Below are 14,596 nucleotides of genomic sequence, written 5' to 3'. Positions count from 1 at the left end.
TCTTGAGGGCATCCTCGCTGCTGCCACTGGTTGTCGCTATGAGTCGATTTTAGATGAAACCTCAGCCATCAATACGGCCCTAGACCAAGCTCCCAGCGGTTCGTTAGTGGTAATCCTGCCAGAAAGTGTTGACCGCGCCATTAGCCTTGTCAAGGCTCGCCAACCGATCGAACCATCGGTTTCCAATATAGCTAATGGTAGCCCTCTAGCAACCTCGCCAACACTCGACGTTGCGCAAAATGGTACCCAGGGCACTCAGCCTCAAGTTATCCTAGAGCCGTTGGAATCACTAACGTAGATACCCATGACAACTGCACGCATTGGCATCATTGGTGGCAGTGGCCTCTACAGGATGGATGCCCTCAAAAATGTCCAAGAAATCGAGATGGAAACTCCCTTTGGGCGACCGTCTGATGTGTTAGTGGTGGGTACGCTGGAAGGTGAGACTGTGGTGTTCCTGGCTAGGCATGGGCGGCACCATCACCTGTTGCCCAGCGAAATTCCCTTTCGGGCTAATATTTATGCCCTGAAATGCTTGGGGGTGGAATATCTGCTTTCTGCATCGGCAGTTGGTTCCCTGAAAGCAGAGATTAAACCCTTGGATATGGTGATTCCCCATCAGTTTATCGATCGTACCTATGCTCGTGCTTCTACCTTTTTTGGTGATGGACTGGTGGCTCACATTGCCTTTGGCGATCCCATTTGCCTTGACCTAGCTAAAGTATTAGCCGAGACAGTCACAAGCCTTAATCTCCCTGACGTTACTCTGCATCAAGGTGGAACCTACATCTGCATGGAAGGCCCTGCTTTTTCGACTAGGGCTGAGTCACACCTGTATCGCAGTTGGGGAGCTGATATCATTGGTATGACTAACCTACAAGAGGCCAAGTTGGCACGTGAAGCGGAGATTGCCTATGCAACCTTAGCATTGGTCACAGACTACGATTGCTGGCACCCTAACCACGATAGTGTCACAGTCGAGATGGTTATTGATAACCTGCATCGCAATGCGGCCAATGCCCAACAGGTAATCCAAGCTACTGTGCGTCGGCTGAGCCAAGACCCGCCCCTATCTAGTGCCCATAGTGCCTTGAAACATGCAATTCTAACTCCCTTAGAGCAAGTACCTACAGCGACTCTTGAGAAGTTAGCGCCACTGTTGAAAAAGTACCGCTAGTACGGAGCAACAGCGTCGTTAGCACGTGGTTAAGTTGACGACAGGTTGAGTTAGCAACAGCTCAGGAGAGTTTTTGCTTCACATAGGATGCTAACTGAGTCACCTGCAGGCGCAAGACTTCAAAATCGGCTTGCAGTCTGGCATTTTGCTCTTTGAGGGTAGTGATTTCTGCTTGCAGAGCGGTGACTACATCAGGTGTAACATGAGTAGACTGAGGTGTAGCATTTGCTAGATGGGGAGTTGCAGGTGGAACTGCGGAGACATGTGGGGTTTCAGTAGCTTTTGGGGATGAGGGCGATGAAGTTGTTCCTGGTGTGGAGAGAGTGCCCGCGATCGATTGGCGCTGCTTAGCCTTACTCATGGCCGATCGCACGGCTGAAATCAAGGTGCGTTGATCAAAGGGTTTTTCAATAAACTCAAAGTGGCGAAACATCTCTGGCACTTTTGCTTCTGCTTCTTCTCGCCGTCCTGTCATGACCACGATCGGAATCAATTGCCACTCTGGTTGATGCTGGATCCGCAATAAAACCTCCCAGCCATTCATCCGAGGCATGAAAAAGTCAAGCAACATCAGATGGGGAACGTCTTGGCGAATCAGGTCTAAGGCTTCAATGCCATCCTTAGCTTCCGAGACTTCAAAATTGCCAGGGGGAAGCATATCGCGCACCTGTAGACGAATCGCTTTGCTGTCATCAACAATTAAAATCTTATACGCTGCCATGGGAACTTTGGGGTGACTCGAAGTTACTCTTCCGAACGACTAGTAGCGTAAACCGGATGGTTTGCCGTAGTTTGATGATACAACTCCAGCGCCTTCTTCCCCGAATACTGAAGTGGGCGATTGTGTTGATCAACAAATACAACCGTGGGCTGATGCACCTGAGCCTCCTCTGGACTGAATTGCCCGTAGGCCATAATAATCAAGCGATCGCCAACTACTCCCAACCGTGCCGCTGCACCATTGAGTTCGATCGCTCCTGACCCTGCTGGCGCTGGAATTACGTAAGTAATCAGTCGAGCACCATTAGTAATATTGACAACTTGCACCTGCTCATAGGGTAGGATCCCTGAGATATCTAGCAACTGTTGATCCACACTAATGCTACCCATGTAATCTATATTAGCGGCAGTCAGAATACAGTTGTGGATCTTTGCTAACAGCAGGGTGCGTTGCATCACTCACTCCTTTGCCTCAGGGTACAAGTAGGGATATCAGCTCCGTTTCTGGTAGATAGTAACTATAGCAACCACTGTCGGAGAATACTAGCAGTAGATTCAGGCCCCAAGCTGGCTCAGTTGGCAGGTCTGTCCAGGGCACAGCAATTTCTAAACACTGATCCAGACAACACTGAATCTGATGAGAGCGAGATTTCCACTGGTTGTAGTCGATCGCCTCATATAGCCATACTGCCTGATTACGGAGATTCACCCGAACATGGTTATGAAACCGATAGTTGAGAGGAGCCTGCTCAGGCAAATCCGCCAAATGCATAGGGCTGGTCACTAGCGTCTGCTCAGGGTAGAACCAAAATAGATTGAGTTCGGGCGGACAATCCATCCCAGGACGAATGCCCGCCATGAAATCAAGTCGCAGATAGAAATTCAAGTGGTCAACACCATACCACAGACGCTGAACAGCGCTGCTACGATGCATGGTACCCTGTGCTCCGCCAATTTCAATGCGCCCAGCGTGATCCCAATCCTGCTCATCACCCCGACCATCAATAACTGGATGAATGTAACCCTCTGGACGGCGAGTATCTTTTGCAAGGTGTTCCTCTACAGGTTGATACAGTTCCTCTGGTACAGGCTCACCCAATGCCTGATAAATGGCACACAAATGTTCCCGGAAGAGCTGATCAAACATGGCATCTTGGTTAGATGAGTGGCCTTCCCCGAACCACCAAAACCAATCGGAGCCTTCTGCTGCATACAGGGCTTCCCAAGCTTCAGGATTGCTAGTTTCTGTGGCTTCAGGATGGGCTGCCAAGGTCTTGCGCGCTGCACTCAGCAAATCCCAAGCACGATTTTTGGCTGGATCCCCAATCCAAGTGGTGAAGTTGGCATCAATCCAGGAGCCACTGTGGAGCTTGTCAGCAGGTAATGCTTCTGTGGGAGGAAATTGAGCCAAAAATTCAGAAACAGTTACCAACTTGATACCGTCGTGGTCACTCAAGCGCTGATAAAGGCTCTCTAAAAAGAGCTTGCCATCTTGGACATAGAGTTCCCAGCAGTTTTCGCCATCGAGGGCGATCGTGACTAACCAGGGCTGCTCCAGGGTAGTGGTTTCCTCGTCTTGCTGTTGGATAAGCGCGTGGGAAATAGCTTCTAGGTGCCCTATGAGGTCAGTTGCTGCTCGATCAGGATCCATGCTGCCGTAGGTGAAACCAATCAAATCCGAGAGGCGATGATCTCGAAAGACGATCGCTAGATCACCGTGGGGTGTGGCTAAGCGATAGGGACGATAGAGTAAATCTGGGTTAAGCACGTTACCTGCGCTGTCACGATGGAAAAAGTGCTTGATTGTCCATCCCAACACACCTTCGTCGGAACAGAGCCACTGGAAGCCCTGTTGGGCAACGTAGGGCAAAATAGCAGGACTCACAGACTGTTCAGAGGGCCACAGTCCTCTAGGTGAGCAACCAAAGCGTTCAACATACATTTCCCAAGCTTTGCGCAGATGACGAGGAATATCCTCTTCCCATTGAAACCGTTCTTGAGGTAAGCGCATCGCTGGCACAGCGACCCGCCCTGCATTGGTATCAGCCAATAGCGGCAAAATTGGATGAGTGTAGGGAGTCGTTGTGATTTCCAATTGTCCAGACTCCTGCATAGCCCGATGCTTGGGAATGATCTGCTGGAGAATTTCCCGCTGTTTTAACGCCATCTGACGACGATCGTCGAGGGTAAAGCCTTTGCCCTGCTCAAGCCAACGGGCAATGTCAGCATCCCCCCAAAACAGGGGATCAAACCATGCCAAGTTATGCCAAGCTAGCAAGTCATCATACTCTGATAACTGCCAATGTTCTAAACACCAGGCAGATCCCATATCTTGCCGCTGGTAATACAGTTCCGCATAGCGAGGGTGGGGATCAATGAGATTGTGGTGATTGGCATCAAAGAAATATTGAATTATGAATTGCTTTTGTTCTAATGTTAGCTGTTCTGTAGAGGTCAGCATCAGATCCAAGTAGGGATCAGTGGCTGTTCCAGCCGCATAGTCTTCTAGTTGCAGCATGAGGGACGGAACTAGGTTGACGGTCTGATGCAAGGCGGGGAATTGTTCCAGCAATAAAATTAGGTCTAGATAATCTTTAGTGCCATGTAAACGTACCCAAGGCAGACGATAGGAACCAACGACCCTGGATTTGTATAGCGGTTGATGTTGATGCCAAATAAAAGCAACGTAGAGAGGATAAGACATAGGTCAATGGATAGGTCAAGGGTGGCGATCGGCTATCAGCAACTCTACCAGCTTACCGTTATTTGCCGATGGTCACGATGACTTGTTTTACTCAGAAATAGTTGGCTTTGCTGACATCAAGAGGTGAAAGAGAACAGGTTACAGTTTGGGCTACTCCCCAGAAAGAATCACCTGCTGGGATTGTTCTAACTTCCGCTACAAGGGGATGTGACTAATTAGAGCTAGCCTAGATAAGCTTGTTTAACACGATCGTTCGTGAGCAAATTGGCACCAGTTCCTTCCAGGGTTAGACTACCGGCCTCCAACACATAGCCATGATCGGCGATCTGTAGCGCCAACTGAGCGTTTTGCTCCACCAGCAAGAGGGTTACACCACTGTCGCGCAAGGCTTGTATCGTAACAAAAATCTCTTTGATGATTGCAGGTGCCAATCCCAAGCTAGGTTCGTCCAACAGCAATAACTTAGGGCGACTCATCAGTGCCCGGGCAATGGCCAACATCTGCTGCTCTCCGCCGCTGAGGGTGCCTGCTAGCTGGTGACGGCGTTCAGCAAGCCTAGGAAACCGTTGCCATTGCTGCTCAATATCAGCTTGAATGCGTTTGTCAAGCACAAATGGGTTCGAGCTATAGTGGCAGTAGGCACCCAGGATTAAATTGTCAAGAACAGTCTGCTTGGCGAGGATGCGTCGCCCCTCAGGACAGTGAGCAATCCCCATAGCTACAACTTGGTCAGGCCGATAGCGGGTTAATTCCACGCCGTCGTACTGGATACTGCCACTGACTGGCTTAACAACTTGGGAAATCGATCGCAAAACCGTACTCTTGCCCGCCCCGTTAGCACCAATCAGGGTTACTACCTCACCAAGATTGACCACAAGGTTAATGGTTTGCAAGGCTTGAATGCCGCCATAGCTAACACAGAGGTCATGAATCGTTAGCAAGGGAGTAGCCATAGGTTTATGTAGGATTCTTAACGATTGCATTTCCCAATGAGATGACCCTTATGATAGCCCTCAGCAGAATGCCAACGACTAATAAAGATTAATAAAGATTATTGTGCCGGAGTTGTAGTGGAACCACCTCACATATTGCTTATCCATACCCTTATAACCAACATCATGCTTAGCTATGTGCTGGTGCCAGCTTCTTGTTGGCTGGTAGCTTGTCCTGCCCTAGCCCAACCTGTAATCCCTGCTAGCGATGGCACTGGAACGATCGTTACCTCCAACGATAATCAATTCACTATTACTGGTGGTGCCCAAGTTGGAGCCAACCTCTTCCATAGTTTCCAGCAATTTGGCCTCGATGCCAATCAAACCGCTACGTTTCTAGCAACTCCCGACCTGCATAACATCCTCAGTCGTGTTGTTGGTGGTTATCCTTCAGTCATCAACGGCCTACTCCAGGTCACTGGTGGCAACCCTAACCTTTACCTCATGAATCCAGCGGGGATCATCTTTGGCCCCAATGCTAGCCTTGATGTGCCCGCTAGTTTTACCGCCACCACAGCTACTAGTATTGGGTTCGGGGAGTGGAGGCATGGAGGCATGGGAGCATGGTTTCCTGCCTATGGAACAACCAACTACAGCACCTTACTTGGCAATCCCACTAGTTTTCTCGTTTCCTCGCCCGCTTATCCCTTTACGCCATCATCCATAGTAAATGCGGGCAATCTGGCCGTTGCTTCTGGACAATCCCTTAGTTTAGTCGGGGGCCTGGTCATGAATACAGGCACCCTCTCTGCCCCTGGTGGCACTGTTTCTGTCCTGTCAGTTCCTAACTCGTCCCTAGTGAGAATTTCTCAACCTGGCAGTCTGCTGAGCTTAGAGATTGACCCTACACAGATTGGCAGTGGAGTTGTGTCAACATCCCTAGTATCATTGCCTGAATTGCTCACTAGCAGCGGGTTTTCTTCCCAAGCAACAGGGCTGACAGTAAATGCTGATGGCACAGTGCGATTGACGGCGAGCAATACTATCGTTCCTCAACAGGCTGGGACAACCATCATCTCTGGCGCAATCAACGTCTCGCAATCCCCACCCCTAGGCTCCCTCTTGTCGTCGGGACAAGGAGGAACTGTACAGGTATCAGGCAATCAAGTCGGACTATTATCTGCTACCATCAACGCTTCTGGTGAGCATAGCGGTGGCACAGTTTTGGTAGGCGGAGGATTTCAGGGCAATGGACAAGTGCCGAACGCACTCTACAGCTATGGGGATACCAAGACCACGATCCATGCTGATGCCCTGAACACTGGGTCTGGTGGGAATGTTGTGATTTGGGCAGATAACACTACTAGCTTTTTCGGGACAATCACGGCTAGGGGTGGGTCAATAGCTGGAGATGGCGGGTTCGTGGAAGTATCAGGGAAAAGGAGCCTGACCTTTGCGGGACAGGTGGACACCCAAGCGACCAATGGTCAAGCGGGTACTTTGCTCCTTGACCCCACTGATATCAATATTGTGAATGGTTGCTTTCCGGCTGGTAATGCAGCCGATGGATTGTGGGCAATCACTGAAGACGTGGGCACCCAGAGTATCGGTACAGAGTACATTGCAGCTATTTTGCTGACAACTGACCTGATTTTAGAGGCTAGTAACAACATTACTTGGGATGTGGGGGTATTTCTTGACTACGATGGCATCCCAGCACGAACCTTAACCCTACGCGCAAACAATACTATTACTTTCAGTGGCACTATCCAAGACGGCAATCTAGTGACACCGAATCAGTTGAATGTGACCTTTAATGCCGATCGTGATGGGAATGGCGCTGGGGCAATCGTTCTCAACGGCGGCAATATCAGCACTAATGGCGGCAACATTCTGCTTAGCGGTGGTACTGACCCTACCACAGGCTTTGCTGCTGGTGAGGCAATAACTCCAAGTGCAACCAGCGGTATCTTGCTGACTAATGGAGCAAGACTCAATAGTAGGAGTGGCTCTATCACTCTACGGGGAACCAGCCCCCTGAGCGGAATTGGCACCAGCGGTATTGACATTCAAGGTGCGTCCACGCAGATTTCTACAGGGGCGGGAACTATTACTCTGGTTGGCAGCAATACTAACCCCAACAGCACAGCACCTGCCATTGTTCTGGGTTTTGGTAGCCAACTATCATCTGGTACGGGGTCTATTTCTCTAGTGGGTACTAGTGCTGCCCAAAGCAATGGAATTGAGATTCAGGGTACGGCTAGTAGTGCCAGCGGTACGATCACATTAGTGGGGGCTAACGACAACAGCAGTGGTCGTACAGGTATTTTAGTCAGTGGCACCGTGAGAGCCGACAATATTAGCTTGAGAGGCACTACGGCTGGCGAGGGAGTCTTTGCTAGGGGCGTGGAAATTGGCGTTGCAGGGCAGGTGGCTTTTAGTGAATTGGGAGGCCAGATTACTATCAGTGGTAACACTAACAGTACTAGTAGTGACAGTGCAGCCATCTTGATGCTAGGTACTATTGATGCTTCCGATGGGAATGTAACATTCTTAGCGAAATCAAACCCAGGGGTACGGGGAATCAGCATGACTAGCGATAATCCGCAGATTACCGCTCGCAGCATTAATGCCATTAGTACTCAAGATATTGTCATTACGGCTTTGGATTTAACTACATCGGGAGGGGATATAACCCTTACCAGCACTGATGGCAATGTCACTACAGGAAATATTGCCACTCAAGGGGGAGCGCTGACAATTCAGGCAAATACCAGTATTACGACGGAGGCGATCGACACCAGTAGTACAGGTGGTAGAGGGGGAAATGTCACCCTTGATCCTAGTGGTGATATTCAAGTTACCTACATTAATGCCCAGGGAGGACTGAGGAGTGCTGGAGGTACGATCGAGATCACAACGAACCGATTTTTCCGGGCAACGGGAAGCTTCACCGACCAAAATAGTACTATTGCTAGCATTTCTACGGCTGGAGGAGGCAGTGGCGGCTCGATTACCATTCGTCATGCTGGCGGCAGTACGACTCCGTTTGTTGTAGGGCAAAGCAGTAGTAACGGCACTGTGGCTGCAATTACATCGGGCGCTACCAACACGATCGCTTCTGGCACATTTCCTCAGACCTATACCCAGGGCAATATCAGCCTGATTACCACTGGTTTACTACCCCCTGAAACCATCAGTCTCTCAACAACTGAAGACAATAGTCCTAATCAGTATGAGACGACCAAGCAACCCGTGGTTGAAAACGACGTCCAGTTCCCAATCTTTGAATCAGCTCCTCAAGCTCTACAGCGCCTTCAGCGATCCACGGGCAAAACGCCCGCTATCATTTACGTGAGCTTCTTGCCTAGTCTAGCCACTTCAGCATCTGGTTCTTCTAATACCTCAGCTACAGACGCTAACTTACCCGCAGCGGAAGACAAGTTTCGAGCTGACTTCAGTTTTCTGGAGGCAGATAGGTCCAAGCCTCAGACACCTGCTGCCATGGATGCTACTCCTCAGCCCAAGTCCCTGCCTGCTGATACAGCGGTTGGTGTTAACTGGCTATTTAACCAGCAGACGTTGCCATCACTACAATCACTACGATCGCTTTCCACAGCCCAAACCCCCCCAACCAGCACTAATGATCTCTTAGAGCTTGTCATGGTTACCCCTACAGGCAAACCTGTTCGTATCCGGAGTTCTGTTAACCGTGGTCAAGTCAACGAGATGGTCTTACTCCTGCGAGGTAGCATTACGGATAGCAGTAGCGATGACTACTTAGCTCCTGCACAACAGCTCTACCAATGGCTAGTTGCACCGTTAAAAGATGAACTCCAACGGCGGAAGATTGACACCTTGGTGTTTTCCATGGATGAGGGACTGCGGACACTGCCAATTGCTGCCTTACATGACGGCAAAAATTACTTGATTCAGGACTATAGTCTAGCTCTAACACCAAGCTTTAACCTTACTGATACTCGGTACCAAGACATCAAGCGCTTGCAGGTTCTAGGGATGGGAGCCTCTACATTCCGAGAGTTCAATCCCCTACCTGCGGTACCAATCGAACTTCAAGTAGTAGAAACTTTCTGGCGAGGACGTACCTTTCTCAATCAGGGATTTACCCGCGCTAACCTGATAGCAGAGCGCAATAATATCCCTTTCGGCATTGTTCACCTAGCAACCCATGCTCAGTTTAGTGCCGATGAGGCGTTTATTCAGTTTTGGGATACACGCCTGCAAACTAACCAAATGCGGCAGCTAGGCTTGAATAATCCGCCTGTGGAATTATTGATCTTGAGTGCTTGCCGTACTGCGATCGGTGACCGGAATACTGAGCTAGGCTTTGCAGGGCTAGCAGTACAAGCAGGCGTAAAATCCGTGCTAGCAAGCTTATGGTACGTCAGCGACGAAGGAACTATGACGCTGATGAGTGAGTTTTATCGAGAATTAGCCCATCCAGAGGTAACCATCAAGGCAGAAGCACTGCGGCGAGCACAATTAGCCATGATCTCAGGCAAGGGCCGCCCAGAGGATGGCAAGTTAGTGAGTAATCGAGGCATTGTTGAATTACCACCAGATCTCGCTCAACGCATGGCCACCACTGACTTATCGCATCCCTACTACTGGGCAGGCTTTACTATGGTTGGTAGCCCTTGGTGATGGGTTGCTAACAAAACAGCCCTCTGAGAAACCCTAACGTGTCTCTGTGTTATCCGAAAACGCATCTTTCAGTGCCGATCGTGCCGCTAGGTTATTCCGAGTTGTCATTAATATATCTGCCTCTCGCTCTAAACGCTCTTGCGTACTCTGCATTTCTAGCAGTGCTTGCTGCTCACTAGGAGCACGATAAAGATTGCTAGCAATCCAATAGGACAACTCCAAGGGTAAATCTGGAATGCCATCGGGCAGTTCAATATCCTCATCAGTTAATTTGGCTGACAAGTGTACGACATCCTCAAGCAGTTTCTTAACTTCAACAGCCTTTTCCCGTAAATCAGTCTCTGGTGGCTCATCTTCGATCCACTGCACAAGACCGACATAATAGGGCTTTTCTCGGACGTACTCTAGTACCCGGAACCGCTGTTGACCCAGGGTCAGCATCTTCATCCTGCCATCACTGAGACGATGATGTTGAATAATTTCTGCACAACATCCAATCGAAGCTACACGTTCAGTGGCTGAATCCCACATTAGGACTCCGAAACGTCGATCGCTCTCCAAGATTGTATTCATCATAATCCGGTAGCGATACTCAAAAATGTGTAGCGGCAACGGCCTACCTGGGAATAACACTAGGTCTGGCAATGGAAACAAAGGCAGCTCACGAACAGCTATTGAAGAAGATATCATTGCCATCAATGTCAACACTAAACGATGCTAACGAGGTAAAGCAAATAGACTATAAATCTATCAATGATTGCTACTAATGGTTTGAATATAGCGCTTCTGATACTAAGAAACAATCAAAATTGGTCAAAACCAGCTACCCCAATTACATTGACTATAAACACGAACCGGCGCAGTGGCTGGCAACCAAGTTAGAGTTTAACCTCAATATCAACACCTGCGGGCAGATCGAGCTTCATCAGAGCATCGATGGTTTTGGACGATGGCTGATAAATATCAATTAAACGATGATGGGTACGACTTTCAAAATGCTCACGAGAGTCCTTGTCCACATGGGGCGAGCGCAGTACACAATAGACTCTGCGCCGAGTAGGAAGGGGAATAGGGCCAATGGCAGTGGCGTTAGTGCGGTTGGCGGTATCCACAATCTTTTCACAAGATGTATCCAATAAGGCTCGATCGAAAGCCTTCAAGCGAATCCGAATCTTTTGCTGCTGAATCGTAGCCATATTTCTAGCTCACTAAACTCTACTGGAATGAACTTCACAAGTTGTCAAGGTTCTACATAGCTTAGTAAAACACACACTAATACAGTTAAGGCAGGGCCACTAAGCTAATAAGTAGCTCTGCCTCCAACAATAGCTGCCGAGTTACTTCAGGATTTTACTGACAACACCAGCTCCGATCGTCCGGCCGCCTTCGCGAATTGCAAACCGCATTCCTTGTTCGATGGCGATCGGGCTGATCAGCTCAACAGTCATCTTAACCCGGTCACCAGGCATAACCATCTCTGCTGCGCTACCGTCGTCGGCAGTAAACGCCTTAATGGTGCCTGTTACATCAGTTGTCCGTACATAAAACTGAGGACGATAACCAGCAAAGAACGGAGTTTTCCGACCACCCTCCTTATCAGTCAGAACATAGACCTCGCCCTCGAACTCAGTATGAGGAGTAATTGAGCCGGGCTTTGCCAGAACCATACCTCGCTCAATGTCCTCCTTCTTCAAGCCACGCAGTAGCAAACCAGCGTTATCGCCAGCTATGCCCTCATCCAGAGACTTCTTGAACATTTCAATTCCAGTCACAGTCGTCTTCGCAGTATCGCGAATGCCAACCATTTCAACTTCATCACCAATCTTGACCTTGCCCCGTTCAATTCGACCAGTTGCTACGGTGCCACGACCAGTAATTGAGAATACATCCTCAACTGCCATCAAAAATGGCTTATCGATGTCACGTTCAGGAGTCGGGATGTAAGAATCTACGGCATCCATCAGCTCATAGATTTTATCCACCCATTCGTTTTCACCACGTTGAGTCTTAGGATTCGCCATCATTGCTTCCAGAGCCATCAAACCTGACCCTTTGATGATAGGAATTTCATCACCAGGGAAGTCATAGGATGATAACAACTCACGCAGCTCAAGTTCCACTAGCTCCAGCAGTTCCTCATCATCCATCTGGTCAACCTTATTCAGGAAAACAACCATACTAGGAACGCCTACCTGACGAGCCAAGAGGATATGCTCCTTCGTCTGTGGCATAGGTCCATCTGTTGCAGCAACTACCAGAATGGCTCCGTCCATTTGAGCTGCACCAGTGATCATGTTTTTCACATAGTCAGCGTGACCAGGGCAGTCCACATGGGCATAGTGACGCTTCTCCGTCTCATACTCCACGTGAGCAGTGTTGATGGTGATACCCCGCGCTTTCTCTTCGGGAGCTGCATCAATCTCGTCATACTTCTTGGCCTGTGCCTGACCAAGTGCTGCCAAGGTCATGGTGATAGCTGCAGTCAGCGTGGTTTTACCGTGGTCAACGTGACCAATGGTTCCAATGTTGATGTGGGGTTTGTTACGTTCAAACTTTGCGCGTGCCATGAATCACTACTTCCTCTTCACTAGTTATGCGTTCCCTTTACTTTTAGCAATGATGGCTTCTGCTACGTTGCGAGGCACCTCGTCGTAGTCTTTGAACTCCATCGAAAATATGCCCCGACCCTGGGTCTTAGACCGGATATCAGTAGCATAGCCGAACATCTCCGCCAATGGCACTTTTGCAATAACCTTGGCGATTCCCTGATCGGTGTCCTGTCCCTCAATTTGACCTCGGCGAGAGTTCAAGTCACCAATCACGTTACCGATGAAATCCTCAGGGACTTCAACTTCAACTTTCATCATAGGCTCCAGTAGAACGGGTGAAGCCTTCAAAACGGCATCTTTGATTGCCATGGAACCAGCAATCTTGAAGGCCATTTCTGAAGAGTCAACTTCGTGGTACGAACCATCAACGAGAGTAACCTTAAGGTCGATTACTGGATAGCCAGCTAGAACCCCTGATTCACAAGCTTCCCGCATACCACTCTCAGCCGGAGCAATGTATTCCTTGGGAACGGCACCACCAACAATCTTGGAGACAAACTCAAAGCCGCTTCCAGGTTCGCCTGGTTCTACTTCGATAACAACATGACCATACTGGCCCTTACCACCGCTCTGGCGGACGAATTTACCCTCAGCACGAACAGGTTTACGAATAGTTTCGCGATAAGCAACCTGAGGTGCACCAACGTTAGCTTCGACCTTGAATTCCCGTTTCATGCGATCGACCAGGATGTCCAAATGCAGTTCGCCCATACCCGCGATCACAGTCTGATTAGTTTCAGGATCTACATTAACCCGGAAGGTAGGATCCTCCTCAGACAGGGCTTGGAGGGCTTTGGAAAGCTTTTCCATATCCTGCTTGGTTTTTGGTTCAACCGCGACGGAAATAACTGGCTCTGGAATAAATAGAGACTCTAGGATAATCGGAGCCGCTTCATCACAGAGCGTGTCTCCTGTGAAGGTATCTTTCAATCCCAGAACCGCGCCAAGGTCACCTGCGCGTAGCTCATCAACTTCAATCCGCTCATCAGCTTTCAAAACAATAAGCCTAGAAATACGCTCTTTCTTACCCTTGGTAGAGTTTAGGACGTAGGTACCCTTTTCCAAGACACCGGAATAGACACGCACAAATGTTAGACGACCAAATGGATCAGACATGATCTTGAAGGCCAACGCCGAGAAGGGTTGATCATCATCGGGGGAGCGATCAGCGACAGTTCCATCGGGTAAAGTTCCCTGAATAGCGGGAATATCGATCGGCGCAGGTAGGTAGTCGATGACAGCATCCAGAAGACTCTGGACACCCTTATTCTTAAAAGCAGAACCGCATAACATGGGAACAATCGTGCCTGCGATCGTTGCCTTACGCAGAGCAGTGCGAATTTCATCCTCGGTCAATGGCTCTTCAGCGAAGTATTTTTCTAGGAGGGCTTCGTCTGTTTCAGACACAGCTTCCACTAGCTTAGTGCGATACTCTTCAGCCTCTGCCATCACATCATCAGGAATCGCTGTCTCCTGAATGTCTGTCCCTAGGTCATTGGTGTATACATAGGCACGCATCCGCACCAGATCAACAATTCCCTTGAAGGCATCTTCACTACCAATAGGAACCTGAATAGGCACAGCGTTAGCGCGCAACCGATCGCGAACCTGGTTATAAACCTTGAAGAAGTTAGCACCAGAACGATCCATCTTGTTCACAAAAATAATGCGAGGCACCTTGTAACGATCTGCTTGTCGCCATACTGTTTCAGTCTGAGGTTGCACACCGCCAACAGAGCAAAGAACAGTAATTACACCATCCAACACACGCATGGAACGCTCGACTTCA

The 14,596-nt window shown here is 49.2% G+C and carries 11 protein-coding genes; 3 read left to right on the top strand and 8 right to left on the bottom strand.

What is annotated here, in order from left to right:
* The coding region (locus tag NZ772_03385; GenBank protein MCS6812603.1) for a hypothetical protein at nt 1-298 on the top strand (298 nt) is incomplete at its 5' end.
* 6 nt (nt 299-304) lie between these two features.
* Nucleotides 305-1,177, top strand: a complete 873-nt coding sequence (locus tag NZ772_03380) for an S-methyl-5'-thioadenosine phosphorylase (GenBank protein ID MCS6812602.1) — start codon at nt 305-307, stop codon at nt 1,175-1,177.
* 61 nt (nt 1,178-1,238) lie between these two features.
* Here NZ772_03380 and NZ772_03375 read toward each other — a convergent pair whose 3' ends face one another.
* The 4 genes from NZ772_03375 to NZ772_03360 form a co-directional block, all read right to left on the bottom strand.
* The gene (locus tag NZ772_03375) at nt 1,239-1,898 is read right to left on the bottom strand and encodes a response regulator (GenBank protein MCS6812601.1); all 660 of its coding nucleotides are present in this window, start codon (nt 1,896-1,898) and stop codon (nt 1,239-1,241) included.
* 23 nt (nt 1,899-1,921) lie between these two features.
* The gene (locus NZ772_03370) at nt 1,922-2,353 is read right to left on the bottom strand and encodes an aspartate 1-decarboxylase (GenBank protein MCS6812600.1); all 432 of its coding nucleotides are present in this window, start codon (nt 2,351-2,353) and stop codon (nt 1,922-1,924) included.
* A gap of 16 nt (nt 2,354-2,369) precedes the next feature.
* Nucleotides 2,370-4,601 (bottom strand): glycoside hydrolase, encoded by a 2,232-nt coding sequence (locus NZ772_03365; protein MCS6812599.1) that lies wholly within the window; start codon nt 4,599-4,601, stop codon nt 2,370-2,372.
* A gap of 221 nt (nt 4,602-4,822) precedes the next feature.
* Nucleotides 4,823-5,554 carry an ABC transporter ATP-binding protein gene (locus NZ772_03360; GenBank protein ID MCS6812598.1) on the bottom strand — a complete coding sequence of 244 codons (732 nt, stop codon included), beginning with the start codon at nt 5,552-5,554 and terminating at the stop codon, nt 4,823-4,825.
* A gap of 165 nt (nt 5,555-5,719) precedes the next feature.
* On the opposite strand from NZ772_03360, the gene NZ772_03355 reads away from it, so the two are divergent.
* Nucleotides 5,720-10,198: a CHAT domain-containing protein gene (locus tag NZ772_03355; protein MCS6812597.1), complete on the top strand. Its 4,479-nt coding sequence runs from the start codon at nt 5,720-5,722 to the stop codon at nt 10,196-10,198.
* Between the two features lie 33 nt (nt 10,199-10,231).
* On the opposite strand, the gene NZ772_03350 is transcribed toward NZ772_03355, so the two are convergent.
* The 4 genes from NZ772_03350 to fusA form a co-directional block, all read right to left on the bottom strand.
* On the bottom strand, nt 10,232-10,894 hold the full coding sequence (locus NZ772_03350) for an LON peptidase substrate-binding domain-containing protein (GenBank protein ID MCS6812596.1): 663 nt from the start codon (nt 10,892-10,894) through the stop codon (nt 10,232-10,234).
* A 182-nt stretch (nt 10,895-11,076) separates the two neighbouring features.
* Complete coding sequence (rpsJ, locus tag NZ772_03345) at nt 11,077-11,394, bottom strand: 30S ribosomal protein S10 (protein ID MCS6812595.1); 318 nt, start codon at nt 11,392-11,394, stop codon at nt 11,077-11,079.
* A 141-nt stretch (nt 11,395-11,535) separates the two neighbouring features.
* Nucleotides 11,536-12,765, bottom strand: a complete 1,230-nt coding sequence (tuf, locus tag NZ772_03340; protein ID MCS6812594.1) for an elongation factor Tu — start codon at nt 12,763-12,765, stop codon at nt 11,536-11,538.
* A gap of 24 nt (nt 12,766-12,789) precedes the next feature.
* On the bottom strand, nt 12,790-14,596 hold a 1,807-nt coding region (gene fusA, locus NZ772_03335; GenBank protein MCS6812593.1), incomplete at its 5' end, for an elongation factor G.

This window comes from Cyanobacteriota bacterium (assembly GCA_025054735.1).
Lineage (GTDB): Bacteria > Cyanobacteriota > Cyanobacteriia > SKYG9 > SKYG9 > SKYG9.
Note: the sequence above shows the minus strand (reverse complement) of the source record. Positions and strands in the feature narration are given on the sequence as shown.

Excerpts from the sequence above, each read along its gene's own strand:
- rpsJ (MCS6812595.1), bottom strand. The coding sequence starts at position 11,394 with ATGGCTACGATTCAGCAGCAAAAGATTCGGATTCGCTTGAAGGCTTTC.
- NZ772_03375 (MCS6812601.1), bottom strand. The coding sequence starts at position 1,898 with ATGGCAGCGTATAAGATTTTAATTGTTGATGACAGCAAAGCGATTCGT.
- NZ772_03380 (MCS6812602.1), top strand. The coding sequence starts at position 305 with ATGACAACTGCACGCATTGGCATCATTGGTGGCAGTGGCCTCTACAGG.
- NZ772_03365 (MCS6812599.1), bottom strand. The coding sequence starts at position 4,601 with ATGTCTTATCCTCTCTACGTTGCTTTTATTTGGCATCAACATCAACCG.
- NZ772_03360 (MCS6812598.1), bottom strand. The coding sequence starts at position 5,554 with ATGGCTACTCCCTTGCTAACGATTCATGACCTCTGTGTTAGCTATGGC.
- NZ772_03355 (MCS6812597.1), top strand. The coding sequence starts at position 5,720 with ATGCTTAGCTATGTGCTGGTGCCAGCTTCTTGTTGGCTGGTAGCTTGT.
- NZ772_03350 (MCS6812596.1), bottom strand. The coding sequence starts at position 10,894 with ATGGCAATGATATCTTCTTCAATAGCTGTTCGTGAGCTGCCTTTGTTT.
- tuf (MCS6812594.1), bottom strand. The coding sequence starts at position 12,765 with ATGGCACGCGCAAAGTTTGAACGTAACAAACCCCACATCAACATTGGA.
- NZ772_03370 (MCS6812600.1), bottom strand. The coding sequence starts at position 2,353 with ATGCAACGCACCCTGCTGTTAGCAAAGATCCACAACTGTATTCTGACT.